The organism is Streptomyces sp. NPDC111606, assembly GCF_055656945.1.
The window spans coordinates 487160-503648 of the sequence record NZ_JBVKBY010000001.1 but is presented as its reverse complement, the minus strand read 5'-3'; the positions used below and the strand labels follow the sequence as shown (position 1 = coordinate 503648).

At 68.0% G+C, this 16489-nt stretch carries 15 protein-coding genes; 10 read left to right on the top strand and 5 right to left on the bottom strand.

Going from position 1 to position 16489, the window contains the following annotated elements; translation table 11 throughout:
* Positions 1-14: 14 nt before the first annotated feature.
* Positions 15-1199, bottom strand: coding sequence for a quinolinate synthase NadA (gene nadA, locus ACZ7M7_RS02325; RefSeq protein WP_383596405.1), 1185 nt, complete (start codon positions 1197-1199; stop codon positions 15-17).
* Between the two features lie 328 nt (positions 1200-1527).
* Here nadA and ACZ7M7_RS02320 point away from each other — a divergent pair, with 328 nt between their 5' ends.
* Positions 1528-1884: a HesB/IscA family protein gene (locus tag ACZ7M7_RS02320; protein WP_030794551.1), complete on the top strand. Its 357-nt coding sequence runs from the start codon at positions 1528-1530 to the stop codon at positions 1882-1884.
* Positions 1885-1971: 87 nt separating this feature from the next.
* On the opposite strand, the gene ACZ7M7_RS02315 is transcribed toward ACZ7M7_RS02320, so the two are convergent.
* The gene (locus ACZ7M7_RS02315; RefSeq protein ID WP_472111935.1) at positions 1972-3873 is read right to left on the bottom strand and encodes a hypothetical protein; all 1902 of its coding nucleotides are present in this window, start codon (positions 3871-3873) and stop codon (positions 1972-1974) included.
* A 206-nt stretch (positions 3874-4079) separates the two neighbouring features.
* Entirely contained in the window at positions 4080-4289 is a 210-nt protein-coding gene (locus ACZ7M7_RS02310; protein WP_383596411.1) for a hypothetical protein, read from the bottom strand.
* A gap of 131 nt (positions 4290-4420) precedes the next feature.
* Here ACZ7M7_RS02310 and ACZ7M7_RS02305 point away from each other — a divergent pair, with 131 nt between their 5' ends.
* Positions 4421-5395: a carbohydrate kinase family protein gene (locus tag ACZ7M7_RS02305; RefSeq protein ID WP_383596414.1), complete on the top strand. Its 975-nt coding sequence runs from the start codon at positions 4421-4423 to the stop codon at positions 5393-5395.
* 128 nt (positions 5396-5523) lie between these two features.
* Here ACZ7M7_RS02305 and ACZ7M7_RS02300 read toward each other — a convergent pair whose 3' ends face one another.
* On the bottom strand, positions 5524-6900 hold the full coding sequence (locus ACZ7M7_RS02300) for a cysteine desulfurase/sulfurtransferase TusA family protein (RefSeq protein WP_383596417.1): 1377 nt from the start codon (positions 6898-6900) through the stop codon (positions 5524-5526).
* 261 nt (positions 6901-7161) lie between these two features.
* Between ACZ7M7_RS02300 and ctaC the strand changes: the two genes are divergently transcribed.
* The 4 genes from ctaC (at position 7162) to ACZ7M7_RS02280 (ending at position 11648) form a co-directional block, all read left to right on the top strand.
* Entirely contained in the window at positions 7162-8127 is a 966-nt protein-coding gene (ctaC, locus tag ACZ7M7_RS02295; protein ID WP_472111931.1) for an aa3-type cytochrome oxidase subunit II, read from the top strand.
* Complete coding sequence (gene ctaD, locus ACZ7M7_RS02290; RefSeq protein WP_383596423.1) at positions 8124-9860, top strand: aa3-type cytochrome oxidase subunit I; 1737 nt, start codon at positions 8124-8126, stop codon at positions 9858-9860. Before ctaC ends, ctaD begins: the two co-directional genes overlap by 4 nt.
* Positions 9857-10255, top strand: a complete 399-nt coding sequence (locus ACZ7M7_RS02285; RefSeq protein ID WP_328882172.1) for a cytochrome c oxidase subunit 4 — start codon at positions 9857-9859, stop codon at positions 10253-10255. The genes ctaD and ACZ7M7_RS02285 overlap by 4 nt, the downstream gene beginning before the upstream one ends.
* A 130-nt stretch (positions 10256-10385) precedes the next feature.
* Positions 10386-11648, top strand: a complete 1263-nt coding sequence (locus ACZ7M7_RS02280) for a L,D-transpeptidase (RefSeq protein ID WP_472111927.1) — start codon at positions 10386-10388, stop codon at positions 11646-11648.
* Positions 11649-11740: 92 nt separating this feature from the next.
* Here the strand turns inward: ACZ7M7_RS02280 and ACZ7M7_RS02275 are convergent, their stop codons facing one another.
* Positions 11741-12142 carry a response regulator gene (locus ACZ7M7_RS02275; protein WP_383596429.1) on the bottom strand — a complete coding sequence of 134 codons (402 nt, stop codon included), beginning with the start codon at positions 12140-12142 and terminating at the stop codon, positions 11741-11743.
* 145 nt (positions 12143-12287) lie between these two features.
* Here ACZ7M7_RS02275 and ctaE point away from each other — a divergent pair, with 145 nt between their 5' ends.
* The 4 genes from ctaE (at position 12288) to qcrB (ending at position 16481) form a co-directional block, all read left to right on the top strand.
* Positions 12288-12908, top strand: coding sequence for an aa3-type cytochrome oxidase subunit III (gene ctaE, locus ACZ7M7_RS02270; protein ID WP_019756799.1), 621 nt, complete (start codon positions 12288-12290; stop codon positions 12906-12908).
* Positions 12909-12988: 80 nt separating this feature from the next.
* The gene (gene qcrC, locus ACZ7M7_RS02265) at positions 12989-13801 is read left to right on the top strand and encodes a cytochrome bc1 complex diheme cytochrome c subunit (RefSeq protein WP_383596432.1); all 813 of its coding nucleotides are present in this window, start codon (positions 12989-12991) and stop codon (positions 13799-13801) included.
* Positions 13798-14847: a cytochrome bc1 complex Rieske iron-sulfur subunit gene (gene qcrA / locus ACZ7M7_RS02260; RefSeq protein ID WP_383596435.1), complete on the top strand. Its 1050-nt coding sequence runs from the start codon at positions 13798-13800 to the stop codon at positions 14845-14847. The genes qcrC and qcrA overlap by 4 nt, the downstream gene beginning before the upstream one ends.
* On the top strand, positions 14844-16481 hold the full coding sequence (gene qcrB, locus ACZ7M7_RS02255) for a cytochrome bc1 complex cytochrome b subunit (RefSeq protein WP_383596438.1): 1638 nt from the start codon (positions 14844-14846) through the stop codon (positions 16479-16481). Before qcrA ends, qcrB begins: the two co-directional genes overlap by 4 nt.
* Positions 16482-16489 lie beyond the last annotated feature (8 nt).

Genomic DNA, 16489 nt, shown 5'->3' with positions numbered 1-16489 from the left:
GCCTGAAGCGCGGCCTACGGCAGCGCCAGCATCCGCTCCAGCGCCAGCTTGGCGAACGCCTCGGTCTCCGTGTCGACCTCGATCCGGTTGACCAGGTTGCCCTCGGCCAGTGACTCCAGCGTCCAGACCAGGTGGGGCAGGTCGATGCGGTTCATGGTCGAGCAGAAGCAGACCGTCTTGTCGAGGAAGACGATCTCCTTGCCCTCCGGCGCGAAACGGTTCGCCAGCCGGCGGACCAGGTTCAGCTCCGTGCCGATGGCCCACTTCGAGCCGGCCGGGGCGGCCTCCAGGGCCTTGATGATGTACTCCGTCGAGCCGACGTAGTCCGCGGCGGCGACGACCTCGTGCTTGCACTCCGGGTGGACGAGGACGTTGACACCCGGGATGCGCTCGCGCACGTCGTTCACCGAGTCGAGGCTGAAGCGGCCGTGCACCGAGCAGTGGCCGCGCCACAGGATCATCTTCGCGGCGCGCAGCTCGTCCGCCGTCAGTCCGCCGTTCGGCTTGTGCGGGTTGTAGACGACGCAGTCCTCCAGCGACATGCCCATGTCCCGCACGGCGGTGTTACGGCCGAGGTGCTGGTCGGGCAGGAACAGGACCTTCTCGCCCTGTTCGAAGGCCCAGTCCAGGGCCCGCTTGGCGTTGGACGAGGTGCAGATCGTGCCGCCGTGCTTGCCCGTGAACGCCTTGATGTCCGCGGACGAGTTCATGTACGAGACGGGTACGACCTGCTCGGCTATCCCGGCCTCGGTCAGCACGTCCCAGCACTCGGCGACCTGCTCGGCCGTCGCCATGTCGGCCATCGAGCAGCCGGCGGCGAGGTCGGGCAGGACGACCTTCTGGTCGTCGGACGTCAGGATGTCCGCAGACTCGGCCATGAAGTGCACGCCGCAGAACACGATGTACTCGGCCTCCGGGCGGGCGGCCGCGTCCTTGGCCAGCTTGAACGAGTCACCGGTCACGTCTGCGAACTGGATGACCTCGTCGCGCTGGTAGTGGTGGCCGAGCACGAAGACCTTGTTCCCGAGCTTCTCCTTGGCCGCGCGGGCGCGCTCGACCAGGTCCGGATCGGACGGTGAGGGAAGGTCGCCGGGACATTCGACGCCACGCTCGCTCCTCGGGTCGGCCTCACGGCCGAGGAGCAGCAGGGCGAGGGGCGTCGGCTGTACGTCGAGCTCCTGGGTCTGGGCGGTGGTCACGACACGCACCCTTTCTGTTCTGCGGCTCGCCGGCACCGGGAAAGTCCGGACCCGGCGGGTCAAGCGGGACACCTTCTTCGACTTCTCGTCGAATTGACGTTATCTATCATAACCGGTTCACGTCAGTTTGACGATGGCCATCATGTCGATGTGACGTGAATCCCGGTGCCGGGCCCGTGTATTCCCGATTCGGTCGTTTTCCGCTTCGGGCACCGTGTGCGAGCATGAAGAAGGACCGAAAGACAAACGCCCGGCCCGGAATGAATCCGCGGCCCCGTCGGTTGCAACCGTCGGCAAGCAGTCTCCGTACAACCCGGGAGAGATGTAGATGTCCGTATCGGACGAGACCAGCACCGTCACCGACGGCATCATCCTGTCCGACGCCGCCGCGGCGAAGGTCAAGGCGCTGCTCGACCAGGAAGGCCGTGACGACCTGGCGCTGCGCGTCGCCGTTCAGCCCGGTGGCTGCTCCGGCCTGCGCTACCAGCTCTTCTTCGACGAGCGCTCCCTGGACGGCGACGTCGTCAAGGACTTCGACGGCGTGAAGGTCGTCACCGACCGCATGAGTGCCCCGTACCTGGGCGGCGCGTCCATCGACTTCGTGGACACCATCGAGAAGCAGGGCTTCACGATCGACAACCCGAACGCGACCGGCTCCTGCGCCTGCGGCGACTCCTTCAGCTGACGCGGCCGAAACCGGCTGATCCAGTCGAACGCGAGAAGGCGGCGACCCCCTCCGACGGGGCCGCCGCCTTCCCGTGTCCGTGGGCGCTTACCGCGCCCCGGACGTCTCCGGCCGGACCGTCCCCGGCTTCTCCAGCGGGACGTCCTGCCCGTCCGTGCCCACGACCTTGCGGTCCCCGAGCGGCTCGTCCAGCTGCACGGTCTTGTGGAACACCTTGGCGATCAGGATGCAGACCTTCTCCGGCTGTGACGTCTCGGTCACCCGGACCGTCACCTCGTCGCCGCTCTCGCTCGCCGTCACCTTGTAGTCGGCGCACACACCGCCCGTGAAGGCCACGGTCAGCTCCCTGCCGTCGACCGTGTAGCCGTCCACACCCACGTTCCGCGTGACCGGCGATGACGTCGGCTCGTCCTTGGGACCGGACGGCCGCGGGCTCGGCTGAGCGGGCGGCTCCTGGGACGGCGTGGTCGACACCAGGAACTTCGGGTCGATCGCCGGATGGGTCACCGTGAAGCTGTCCTTCGCGCCCGGCGCCCGCACCTCGAACAGCCAGGACGGCACCAGCGCCTGCCGCGTGTCGACGTAGTGCGAGGCGAGCCCGAACACGGCCTTCTCGACCGTGAGGGTGTCCTTGGCCGGCGTGCCCGTGCCGGCATCAGTGCCCGTACCCGTCGAAGCCTCCGAACCGGAGGAGCCGCAGGGCGCCTCAAGACGGTCCTTCAGCGGTACGGGGCTGGCGCAGCCTCCGATGCCCATGCGGCCGTCGCCCGCCGGCGCCGCGTTCATCAGCCCGAGCGTCTTCTCGGCGTCCAGCACGGGGTACGTGTCCCCCTTCACCGGCGCCGCCAACTGGCCGCTGCCGCCGACCACTTCGCCCTGGGGGTTAACGGTCACCCCGGTCGTCCAGCCGTACGTGGGCAAACCGCCGACCACGGGGCTCGCGTTGACGACCCGCCGGCTGCCCATGAGCTGGCTCGCGTCGAGTTTCGCGTCATCCTGACCCACCGCCTTGAGGACCGGCGCGGCGGCCTTCTTCGCGGCGGCCTCGCTCACCGGCTCGCCGCCGTGGTCCGGCACGTCCTTCGAGCAGGTGGTGGTCGACCGGCAGTCATCGGTGCCGGGGGCGTACTGGTAGAAGGTCCAGGTGCCCGGCGCCTGCTTGTTCACCTGCAGGCTGGGCCCCGCCCCGTCCTTCGCCCCGACCCGCCAGGTCTGCCCCTGTGCGACCGGCGTCCCGGCCACGCCGAGCGCGTCGGCCAGCCGGGCCACGTCGTCGGCGCCGACCTCGCCGCCGGCCCGGTACACGGGCGCCGAGCCGGGGCCGTCCGCCAGGTCCCCGTCGGCCTTGTAGGTGACGCCGTACGGGTTCGGTTCGCCGGGCGCGATGCCCGTCGTGCCGCCGCCCTCGGAGTAGCCGTCCAGGTGGAGCGGCGGGGGAGTGTCCTCGTCGGCGGCCCCGGACGTCGTACCGCCGTCCGAACCCCCGGACGCGTTCGCGGCGAGGTAGGCACCGCCGCCCCCGACGAGCAGTACGGCGGCGGCGACGGAGGCGATGATCGCGGGGGAGCGGCGCCGGCTCGAACCGCCGGTTCCGTCCTCATCGACCTCGGCATCGGCAGCGGAGGTGGCAGCGGCTGGATCCGCGCCGGCAGAGCTGGTCGGCTCCGCTTCGACAGCGGCAGCGGGCGCCGCAGCCTTCGCGTCCCCGGCCTGCTCCCTGTCGGCGGCGCCGGTGCCGCTCTCCGTGCCGTCTCGCTCGCCATCGGCCCGGCCCGCTTCGGCGTCGCGCCCGGTCCGGTCGCCCTCCGCCCCGCCCTCGGGATCGCGCTCGCCCCCGGCGGCGGGAACGGCGGTGCCGTCCGCCACGGCGCCGGACGCCCCGGTACCGGAAGCCTCGGTACCCGCGGCGCCCTTCTCCTCCCGGGTGCCCTGCTCCTCGGCGGAGCCGTCGGCGCCCGTGTCGTCGTTCTCGGGTCGCTCGGTGTTCACCGCATCGCTCCTTCGGCTGCGCACATGTCCCATGACCCTGACCCGACCCTGTCAAAAGGAAGGGTCTGCCGGGTCGTATCCCGCATCCCCTTTACGGGGGACAGCGATGGGACGCAGCGGGGGAGCGCACGGTTCCCTGAAGGGCGCCGATTGAGCCGCCGGAGTTCGATCGGCCGGCGTAATCCGGACGGATGGCGTCGTTTCGATCAGTCGCCGTAGTCCGACATCGCGTCCACCAGCCGCGCCGACCTCGGCGGCACGGTCACCCCGTGGATGAGTGACGGGGAGACCGGACGGGACAGGACGCGGTCGGGAGCGGCCCAGTGAGGAGCCATCCGTGCGCAGTCGCCGAGCAGCGATGCCAGGCCGGCCTCCAGGTCGGCCTGAGCGGTGGCACGGACCTCGAATTTCGTCATAGCGGAACCGTATGCACGTGAACACCCGCGAAGAAAGATCTACTATCGGGTAGTTTTGACTGCTTCAGAGTCCAGGTCACGGACGGTAGCGTGAACTGTCAACCCATCCTCTTCGCAGGAGACTCCACGCCGTGCGCATCGCAGTCACCGGCTCCATCGCCACCGACCACCTCATGACCTTCCCCGGCCGCTTCACCGACCAGTTCGTCGCGGACCAGTTGCACACGGTCTCGCTGTCCTTCCTGGTCGACAACCTGGACGTACGCCGGGGCGGCGTAGGCGCGAACATCGCCTTCGGCATGGGTCAGCTGGGCACGAAGCCGATCCTGGTCGGGGCCGCGGGCTCCGACTTCGACGAGTACCGGGCCTGGCTGGACCGGCACGGCGTCGACACCGGGTCGGTCCGCATCTCCGAGACCCTGCACACCGCCCGTTTCGTCTGCACCACCGACGCCGACCACAACCAGATCGGCTCCTTCTACACCGGCGCGATGAGCGAGGCCCGGCTGATCGAGCTGAAGACCGTCGCGGACCGCGTGGGCGGCCTCGACCTGGTCCTCATCGGCGCCGACGACCCCGAGGGGATGCTCCGCCACACGGAGGAGTGCCGCTCCCGCGAGATCCCCTTCGCCGCCGACTTCTCCCAGCAGATCGCCCGCATGAACGGCGACGAGATCCGCATACTGCTGGACGGTGCGACGTACCTCTTCTCGAACGAGTACGAGAAGGGCCTCATCGAGTCCAAGACCGGCTGGAGCGACGCGGAGATCCTCTCCAAGGTCGGCCACCGCGTCACCACCCTCGGCGCGCGGGGCGTGCGCATCGAGCGGGACGGCGAGGACCCGATCGAGGTCGGCTGCCCCGAGGAGGAGCGCAAGGCCGACCCCACGGGTGTCGGCGACGCCTTCCGTGCCGGGTTCCTGTCGGGGCTGGCGTGGGGTGTGTCCCTGGAGCGGGCCGCGCAGGTCGGCTGCATGGTCGCGACGCTGGTCATCGAGACGGTCGGCACGCAGGAGTACCAGCTGCGGCGGGCGCACTTCATGGACCGGTTCACCAAGGCGTACGGGGACGTCGCCGCCGAGGAGGTCCGCAAGCACCTCGGCTGACGCCGGGTGCGACCGATGAGGCTGCCTCGGCGGGTTCGTCGTCGGCCGCGGGTGCGTGGGGGCTGTTCGCGCGCCCGCGGCGGTAGCCGCAGGTCGGCCCAGCCCCGCGCCCCTGAAAAGAAGGACGTTCAGGTCATCCGGCGGACGGTGTACGCCGTTCCCCGTTCCGCCGGCTCCTCTCCCACGTACTCCTGCCCCCGCATCTCGCACCACGCCGGGATGTCCAGGCGGGCCGCCTCGTCGTCGGCGAGGACACGGACCGTGCCGCCGACCGGCACCTCGCCGATGACTTTGGCCAGCTCGATGACGGGGAGCGGGCAGAGCTTGCCGAGGGCGTCCACGACCAGGACGTTCTCCCGTACGACCGTGCTGGGCACCGGCGCCCCCAGCTTCTCCCGGACCCCGGCCACGGCCGCCGGCAGCACCTCCAGGAACCGCTCGACGTCCTCCCGCGGAGTCCCGGACGGCAGGGACACCCGCACGTTCCCCTCGCTCAGCACGCCCATCGCCTTCAGCACATGGCTGGGCGTCAGCGTGCTGCTCGTGCAGGACGAACCCGAGGAGACCGAGAACCCGGCCCGGTCCAGCTCGTGCAGCAGGGTCTCCCCGTCCACATAGAGACAGGAGAAGGTGACGATGCCGGGCAGTCGCCGTTCCGGATCGCCGACCACCTCCACATCCGGCACCAGCTGCGGCACCGCTACCCGGATCCGCTCCGTCAGCTCCCGCAGCCGTACCGCCTCTTGGTCCGCCTCCGCCTGCACGGCACGCAGCGAGGCCGCCGCGGCGACGATCGCCGGGATGTTCTCGAACCCGGGGGCCCGCCCCGACTCCCGCTCGTCCGCGGGCCCTTGCGCGGCGAACCGTACGCCCTTGCGCACGACGAGCAGCCCGACCCCGGACGGACCGCCCCACTTGTGGGCACTCCCGGTCAACACCGACCAGGCGCCCTCGGCGCGGCCCCACCCCAGCGACTGCGCCGCGTCCACCAGCAACGGCACCCCGGCCTCCTGGCACCGGGCGGCCACCTCGGCCACCGGCTGCTCGGTCCCCACCTCGTGGTTGGCCGACTGCAGACACGCCAGCGCGGTGTCCGCCCGAAGCGCCTCCGCGTACGCCCGTACGCCCACCGCCCCCGCACGGTCCACCGCCACCCGAGTGACGGTCCCCCCGTCACCCTCATGCGCGTCGGCCGCGTGGAGCACAGAGGAGTGTTCGACCGCAGACACGATCAGGTGGCGTCCGACGCGCCGCCGCCCCGCCAACACCCCGGCGACACCCGAGTGGACGGCTTTCGTCCCCGATGAGGTGAACACCAACTCGTCGGCTCGGCACCCCACAGCCTCCGCAGCGGCCTCCCGAGCCGCGTCCAGCAGCATCCGCGCCCGCCGCCCTTCCCTGTAAAGACGGGCCGGATCGGCCCACCCCTCATCAAGGGAGGCCACAAGCGCCTGCCGGGCAACAGGATGCAGAGGAGCACTGGAAGCAGCGTCGAAGTAACTCACACAGCAACGCTAGACGCCGTGTCACTGCAACGTCCCTAATGGGGGCGCGGGGAACTGCGCAACCAGCCACAAACAACCCGCAGCCGCCAAACCAGCGAACCACCCCACCCACTAGGCACCCCTCCCCGCGAACCCTCGGAGAGCGTCGGCTAGGGTTTGGTCCGCATAAACATCCAAACCCCTGCCCGACGCAGGGCGGCGACCGACCAGAGAGAAGGCCGCAGCCGATCCGCGCGGGCGAGACTCTCGGGAAGGCGCTACGTGAGTCCCAACGGCTCCGACCGCTCGCCGCGGCGCCCGATGCGGCGGAAGCTGCTGCAGGCAATGACTGCGGGCCTGGTCCTGGCTACAGCCACCGGTTGCTCGTACAACTGGGAGGACTTCCCCCGTCTTGGTATGCCCACCCCGACCACGGAAGAGGCTCCGCGGATCCTCTCCCTGTGGCAGGGATCGTGGGCGGCCGCGCTCGCCACAGGCGTGCTGGTCTGGGGCCTGATCCTGTGGAGCACCGTCTTCCACCGGCGCAGCCGCACCAAGGTCGAGGTTCCTCCGCAGACCCGGTACAACATGCCGATCGAGGCGCTGTACACCGTGGTCCCGCTCATCATCGTCTCGGTGCTCTTCTACTTCACGGCCCGCGACGAGACGAAGCTGCTCAGCCTCAAGGACAAGCCCGACGTCACCGTTAACGTCGTCGGCTACCAGTGGAGCTGGGCCTTCAACTACGTTCAGCCCGTCGAGGGTTCCACGGGCAACGCGAAGACCGACAAGAACCTGGCGGCCATTCCGGACCGGTTCAAGGAGGACTTCCCGGCGAACGCGGGCGGTGTCTACGACGCCGGTACGCCCGGCAGCCGGAACCCCCAGACGGGCAACCCCGGCCCCACCTTGTGGCTGCCCGAGGGCAAGACGGTCCGCTTCGTCCTCACCTCGCGTGACGTCATCCACTCCTTCTGGGTGGTGCCGTTCCTGATGAAGCAGGACGTCATCCCGGGCCACACCAACGCCTTCGAGGTGACCCCCAACAAGGAGGGCACCTTCCTGGGCAAGTGCGCCGAGCTGTGCGGCGTCGACCACTCCCGGATGCTGTTCAACGTGAAGGTCGTCTCCCCCGAGCGCTACGAGCAGCACCTCAAGGACCTCGCCAAGAAGGGGCAGACCGGTTACGTTCCCGCCGGCATCGCGCAGACGAGCCACGAGAAGAACCGGGAGACGAACAACCTGTGAGCATCCTCAACGAACCCCAGGGTGCCGCGGCAGCTGAGGACTCGTACGAGAACGAGCTGCCGGTCCGGCGCAGGCAACCCGGCAACGTCGTGGTCAAGTGGCTCACCACCACCGACCACAAGACGATCGGCACGCTGTACCTCGTCACGTCGTTCGCGTTCTTCGTGATCGGTGGCGTGATGGCGCTCGTCATGCGCGCCGAGCTCGCCCGGCCCGGTCTGCAGATCGTGTCGAACGAGCAGTTCAACCAGGCGTTCACGATGCACGGCACGATCATGCTGCTGATGTTCGCGACGCCGCTGTTCGCCGGCTTCGCGAACTGGATCATGCCGCTGCAGATCGGCGCGCCGGACGTGGCGTTCCCGCGGCTGAACATGTTCGCCTACTGGCTGTACCTGTTCGGCTCGCTCATCGCGGTCGGCGGCTTCCTCACCCCGGACGGCGCGGCCGACTTCGGCTGGTTCGCCTACAGCCCGCTGTCGGACGCGGTCCGCAGCCCGGGCATCGGCGCCGACATGTGGATCATGGGTCTGGCCTTCTCCGGCTTCGGCACCATCCTCGGCTCGGTCAACTTCATCACCACGATCATCTGCATGCGCGCGCCCGGCATGACCATGTTCCGCATGCCGATCTTCGTGTGGAACGTGCTGCTGACCGCGGTGCTGGTCCTGCTCGCCTTCCCCGTCCTCGCGGCGGCGCTGTTCGCGCTGGAGGCGGACCGCAAGTTCGGCGCGCACATCTTCGACTCCGCCAACGGCGGGGCCTTGCTATGGCAACACCTCTTCTGGTTCTTCGGCCATCCAGAGGTGTACATCATCGCCCTGCCATTCTTCGGAATCATTTCCGAAGTGATCCCGGTCTTCTCCCGCAAGCCGATGTTCGGCTACATGGGTCTGATCGCGGCGACCATCGCGATCGCGGGTCTGTCCGTGACGGTGTGGGCGCACCACATGTACGTCACAGGCGGCGTACTTCTGCCGTTCTTCTCCTTCATGACGTTCCTCATCGCCGTACCGACAGGCGTGAAGTTCTTCAACTGGATCGGAACGATGTGGAAGGGCTCGTTGTCCTTCGAGACACCGATGCTCTGGGCGGTCGGCTTCCTGATCACCTTCACCTTCGGTGGTCTGACGGGCGTCATCCTGGCCTCGCCGCCGATGGACTTCCACGTGTCCGACTCGTACTTCGTGGTGGCGCACTTCCACTACGTCGTCTTCGGCACCGTCGTGTTCGCGATGTTCTCCGGCTTCCACTTCTGGTGGCCGAAGATGACCGGCAAGATGCTCGACGAGCGCCTGGGCAAGATGACCTTCTGGACGCTGTTCGTCGGCTTCCACGGCACCTTCCTGGTGCAGCACTGGCTGGGCGCCGAGGGCATGCCGCGTCGTTACGCGGACTACCTCGCGGCCGACGGCTTCACCGCCCTGAACACGATCTCGACGATCAGCTCGTTCGTGCTCGGCGCGTCGCTGCTGCCGTTCTTCTACAACGTGTGGAAGACCGCCAAGTACGGCAAGAAAGTCGAGGTCGACGACCCGTGGGGCTACGGCCGCTCGCTGGAGTGGGCGACGTCCTGCCCGCCGCCGCGGCACAACTTCCTCACCCTGCCGCGGATCCGTTCCGAATCCCCGGCGTTCGACCTGCATCACCCTGAGATCGCCGCTCTCGACCAGCTCGAGAACGCCCCTCACGGTGAGAAGGCTCTGGCTGGTGGCAAGGAGGCCGGCAAGTGAAGACTCAGGGCACGATGTTCACCTGGCTGAGCGTCTTCATCCTCGCCATGGCGGTCGTCTACGGCGTTTGGTCGAAGGAGCCGGCCGGTACCACGGCCCTCTTCCTGGCCTTCGCTCTGTGCATCATGATCGGCTTCTACCTGGGCTTCACGGCCCGGCGGATCGACGCGGGTGCGCAGGACAACAAGGAAGCGGACGTGGCGGACGACGCCGGCGAGGTCGGGTTCTTCAGCCCGCACAGCTGGCAGCCGCTCTCCCTCGCGATCGGAGGCGCCCTCGCCTTCCTGTCGATCGCGATCGGCTGGTGGCTGATGTACTTCTCGGCGCCGCTGATCCTGGTCGGCATCTGGGGCTGGGTCTTCGAGTACTACCGCGGTGAGAACCGCACCCAGTAACACGAGCTGAGCTCACAGGAGCCCGGACACTCCCTCAAGAGTGTCCGGGTTCCTGCGTTTGCCGTAGTGACGATCACCCGTACGCCTTATCCGGCGCGCCGCGGCCGACGCTGCTTCCTAGCGTGAGGCCATGAGCAGAAAATCGAGCAAGGGCCCCGTCATAGGTTGCACGCTCCTGCTGATCGCGCTCGGCGCGAGCGCCGCCGGCTGCAGCAGCGACGGCAACCCGCTGTCCGCCGAGCCGTACGACGCCGCCGACCAGATCGCCTTCAACGGCCCCGCGGGCGACGGCGAGAAGGCCGACCCCGACAAGCCCCTGGAAGTCACCGCGGAGGACTCCGACGGCCGTATCACGGACGTCACCGCCAGGGACGCCGCAGGACGCTACGTCGCGGGCGAACTCTCCGCCGACGGCACCCGCTGGCACAGCACCTCTCCGCTCGCCGCCAACGCCCGCTACACGGTCCGCGTGAGCACCGAGGACGAGGAGGGCGCGCCCGGCCGCAAGGTCCTCGCCTTCGACACCAGCAAGCCGACTTCCAAGAAGCACCTGACGGTGACGTTCGGCCCCAAGGCCGGTACCTACGGCGTCGGCCAGCCCGTCACGGCCGAGCTGAGCCAGCCCATCAAGGACCGCAACCAGCGGGCGATAGTCGAGCGGGCTCTCAGGGTCGACTCCGCGCCCGCCGTCGAGGGCAACTGGCACTGGGTGGACGACAAGAAACTCCACTACCGCCCCAAGGAGTTCTGGCCCGCGAACGCCACCGTCCAGGCGCGCAGCAACCTGGACGGCGTCAAGGTCAGCGACCGCCTCTGGGGCGGCAAGGTCAAGCCGCTGCGCATCACCACGGGCGACCAGGTCATAGCCGTCACGGACGCCGCGTCCCACCAGTTGACGCTCTACCGCAACGGCGAGGAGGTCAGGTCCATACCGGTCACGACCGGCAAGCCCGGCTTCGAGACCCGCAACGGCGTCAAGGTCGTACTGGGCAAGGAGTACTTCGTACGCATGCGCGGCACGAGCATCGGCATAGCCGAAGGCTCCTCGGAGTCCTACGACCTACCGGTCTACTACGCCACCCGTGTGACCTGGAGCGGCGAATACGTCCACGCCGCCCCCTGGTCGGTCGGCTCCCAGGGCTACGCCAACGTCAGCCACGGCTGCACCGGCATGAGCACCGCCAACGCCGAGTGGTTCTTCGACAACGTCCGCGAGGGCGACATCGTCAAGGTCATCAACTCGTACGGCAACACCATGGAACCGTTCGGGAACGGCTTCGGCGACTGGAACCTGGAGTGGAAGAACTGGCGCAACGGCAGCGCGCTGGTGGGCGGCACCCCTGATGGTCCAAGCCCCGCCGAGAGGGCCAGGCTGAGGCCGCAGAGCGTCTGAACCGCCCTCCTGGGCCGCGCCTCTCAGGGGCGCGGGGAACTGCGCGACCAGCCACATGGGCCCGCAGTCGCCCGCGTAGGCGCCCCGAGCTCTCAGGCGCTCGCAAGCCTCTTCGTGCGCAACAGGGAAGCCAAGGCCGCCGCGAACTCCACCGGCTCCACAGGCAGCGTCACAGCCGCCTCGGCCCGACTCCACGTGGCGAGCCACGCATCCTGCGGCCGCCCGATCAGCAGCAGCACCGGCGGGCAGTTGAACACCTCGTCCTTGATCTGGCGGCAGACCCCCATGCCCCCCATGGGCACGGCCTCACCGTCCAGCACACAGACGTCGATGCCCCCCTTGTCCAGCTCACGCACCACCGCCTCCGGCGTCGCGCACTCCACGAACTGCACCACAGGTACGTCCGGAGCGGGCCGGCGCCCGGTGGCCAACCTCACCTGCTCGCGGGTGGTGGAGTCGTCGCTGTAGACCAGCACCGTGGCGGTCGGCTGCATTGTTCCTCCGTGACGTCAGCGTCGTAAGGACAGGCCCGTTGGGCCGGATGCTACTCCCTTGAACACCACGTCAACACCGGTACGGACGGCGAAGACACTCCGAACGGCACCCCCCGGAGTGAGGGCGGGATAAGCGACCGACATAATGTCGGTCGTGGCGACAGCAACGACAGTAGACAAGGGTCACGCGCACCCGTCGGTCAACCGACCGAACCTCACCAGCGTCGGAACCATCATCTGGTTGAGTTCCGAGCTGATGTTCTTCGCGGCCCTCTTCGCGATGTACTTCACCCTGCGATCGGTGACCGGTCCGGACTTCTGGCATGAGAAGGCCGATGCCCTGAACTTCCCGTTCTCGGCGACGAACACCACGATCCTGGTGCTTTCCTCCCTCACCTGCCAGCTCGGCGTCTTCGCCGCCGAGCGCGGTGACGTGAAGAAGCTCCGGGGCTGGTTCATCGTCACCTTCATCATGGGTGCGATCTTCATCGGCGGTCAGGTGTACGAGTACACCGAGCTGGTCAAGCACGAGGGCCTCTCGCTCTCGTCCGACCCGTACGGCTCGGTCTTCTACCTGACCACCGGTTTCCACGGCCTGCACGTGACGGGCGGTCTGATCGCCTTCCTGCTGGTCCTCGGCCGCACCTACGCGGCCAAGAGGTTCACGCACGAGCAGGCGACCGCCGCGATCGTCGTGTCCTACTACTGGCACTTCGTCGATGTCGTCTGGATCGGCCTTTTCGCCACGATCTACATGATCAAGTAGCCGGGCCCGATCCCGCGCGCGTTCAACGAACGCACCTGACAGAAGCATCGACGCAGAAGATCCTGACACCGGGGTAATCCGTGAAAAAGCTCTCCGCACGACGACGCCATCCGCTGGCGGCGGTCGTCGTCCTACTCCTCGCGCTGGCGTGCACGGGAGGGGTGTACGCCGTGTTCGCGCCCGCGGGCAAGGCACAGGCCGAGGAAACCGCCCAGTCCCTCACCATCGAGGAGGGCAAGAAGCTCTACGCCGTCGGCTGCGCAAGCTGCCACGGAACCGGCGGTCAGGGCACCTCCGACGGTCCGAGCCTGGTGGGTGTCGGCGCCGCTGCCGTCGACTTCCAGGTCTCGACGGGCCGTATGCCGGCCGCCACCTCCCAGGGCGCCCAGATCCCGGCGAAGAAGAACATCTACTCGCAGGCCGAGATCGACCAGCTCGCGGCGTACATCGCCTCGCTGGGCGCCGGTCCGACGGTCCCGACCGAGGAGCAGTACGGCCCCGAGGGCGCGGACATCGGCAAGGGCGGCGAGCTCTTCCGCAACAACTGCGCCCAGTGCCACAATTTCACCGGCAAGGGCGGCGCGCTGACGAAGGGCAAGTACGCCCCGAGCCTTGAGGGTGTCGACCCGAAGCACATCTACGAGGCCATGCAGACCGGCCCGCAGAACATGCCGTCGTTCCCCGACACCATTCTGTCGGAGCAGAACAAGAAGGACATCATCGCGTACCTGCACGCGGTCAACAGCGACGAGACGGTCAACCCGGGTGGTCTGGAGCTGGGAGGCCTCGGGCCGGTCAGTGAGGGCCTCTTCTCCTGGATCTTCGGGCTCGGTGCACTGATCGCGGTCGCCGTCTGGGTCGCCGCTCGGACCGCAAAGGCCAAGAAGTCATGAGTAGCCAAGACATTCCAGAAGAGAACCTGCCCGCTGAGCAGGACGCCCACGTCGCGGTAGCGGACGAGAAGAACCCCTTCGCCGACCCCGGCCTGCCGCCCCACGAGCACCGGATCCAGGACATCGACGAGCGGGCCGCCCGGCGGTCCGAGCGCACGGTGGCGATGCTGTTCACGTTGTCGATGCTGGCCACGGTCGGCTTCATCGCCTCGTACGTCGCGATCCCGCACGACAAGTCGGTCTTCGTCTTCCCGATCGGTCACCTCAACGCGCTGAACTTCGCGCTGGGTCTGACCCTCGGCGCGGCGCTGTTCTGCATCGGCGCGGGCGCGGTCCACTGGGCCCGCACCCTGATGTCCGACGTGGAGGTCGCCGACGAGCGGCACCCGATCGCTGCGGAGCCCGAGGTCAAGGCCAAGGTCATGGCCGACTTCAAGCAGGGCGCCAAGGAGTCCGCGCTGGGTCGCCGCAAGCTGATCCGCAACACGATGTTCGGAGCGCTGGCCCTGTTCCCGCTCTCCGGCGTCGTGCTGCTGCGTGACCTCGGCCCGCTGCCCGGGACCAAGCTGCGCCACACGCTGTGGTCCAAGGGCAAGCTGCTCGTCAACATGAACACCGACGAGCCGCTGCGTCCCTCGGACGTCGCGGTCGGCTCCCTCACCTTCGCCAAGCCGGAGGGCCTGGAGGAGCACGACCACGACTTCCAGAACGAGATCGCCAAGGCCGCCCTGATGATCGTCCGGATCCAGCCGGACGACATCAAGGACAAGCGCGAGCTCGAGTGGTCGCACGAGGGCATCGTCGCGTACTCGAAGATCTGCACCCACGTCGGTTGCCCGATCTCCCTGTACGAGCAGCAGACGCACCACGTGCTCTGCCCCTGCCACCAGTCCACCTTCGACCTCGCCGACGGTGCCCGAGTGATCTTCGGCCCGGCCGGGCACGCCCTGCCGCAGCTGCGCATCGGCGTGAACGACGAGGGCTACCTCGAGGCGCTCGGCGACTTCGACGAGCCCGTCGGTCCTGCATTCTGGGAGCGCGGATGAGCACGACAGAGACCACGGAGTCCCGCTCGCGCGGGAAGGCACCGGCCGGCGAGCGCGTCGCCGACTGGGCCGACGGCCGGCTGGGGATCTACTCCCTCGCCAAGGCCAACATGCGCAAGATCTTCCCCGACCACTGGTCGTTCATGTTGGGTGAGGTCTGCCTCTACAGCTTCATCATCATCATCCTCACGGGTGTGTATCTGACGCTGTTCTTCCAGCCCTCGATGGCCGAGGTCGAGTACCACGGCAGCTACGTCCCGCTCCAGGGACAGCTGATGAGCCAGGCGTTCAGCTCCACGCTGGAGATCTCCTTCGACGTGCGCGGTGGTCTGCTCATCCGGCAGATCCACCACTGGGCCGCGCTGATCTTCCTCGCCGGCATGTTCGTGCACATGATGCGCGTGTTCTTCACGGGCGCGTACCGCAAGCCGCGTGAGATCAACTGGCTGTTCGGCTTCCTGCTGTTCGTCCTGGGCATGTTCACCGGTTTCACCGGCTACTCGCTCCCGGACGACCTGCTCTCCGGCACCGGTGTCCGCTTCACCGAGGGCGCGATCCTGTCCATGCCGATCGTCGGCACGTACATCTCGTTCTTCCTCTTCGGCGGCGAGTTCCCGGGCACCGACTTCGTGGCCCGCTTCTACTCGATCCACATCCTGCTGCTGCCGGGCATCATGCTCGGCCTGGTGGTCGGCCACCTGATCCTGGTCTTCTACCACAAGCACACGCAGTTCGCGGGCCCCGGAAAGAGCAACAAGAACGTCGTCGGCATGCCGCTGCTGCCGGTCTACATGGCCAAGGCCGGAGGCTTCTTCTTCCTGGTCTTCGGTGTCATCGCGGTCATCGCGGCGGTCGCGCAGATCAACCCGATCTGGGCCATCGGTCCCTACCGTCCGGACATGGTCTCCACCGGCGCCCAGCCCGACTGGTACATGGGCTTCGCCGAGGGTCTGGTCCGGTACATGCCGGGCTGGGAGGTCAACTTCTGGGGTCACACGCTCGTCCTGGGTGTGTTCATCCCGCTGGTGCTCTTCGGCCTGGTGCTGATGGCGATCGCGCTCTACCCGTTCATCGAGTCCTGGGTCACCGGCGACAAGCGCGAGCACCACATCCTGGACCGTCCGCGCAACGCCCCGACGCGTACCGCGTTCGGCGTCGCCTGGGTCACGGTGTACATGATCGGCCTGGTCGGCGGTGGCAACGACCTGTGGGCCACCCACTTCCACCTGTCGATCAACGCGGTCACCTGGTTCGTCCGGATCGGCTTCTTCGTCGGCCCGGTCCTCGCGTTCATCGTCACCAAGCGGATCTGCCTCGGCCTGCAGCGCCGGGACAAGGACAAGGTGCTGCACGGCCGCGAGTCGGGCATCATCAAGCGCCTGCCGCACGGTGAGTTCATCGAGGTGCACGAGCCGCTCAGCCAGGACGCGCTGCACACCCTCACCGCGCACGAGCAGTACAAGCCGCTCGAGATCGGCCCGACGGTCGACGAGAACGGCGTCGAGCGCAAGGTGAAGGGCTCCGAGAAGCTGCGCGCCAAGCTCAGCAAGTCGTACTTCGGCGAGGACGGCCAGATCCCCAAGCCGACCGTCGAGGAGTACAAGGAGATCACGAGCGGCCACGGCCACCACTGACACTGCGC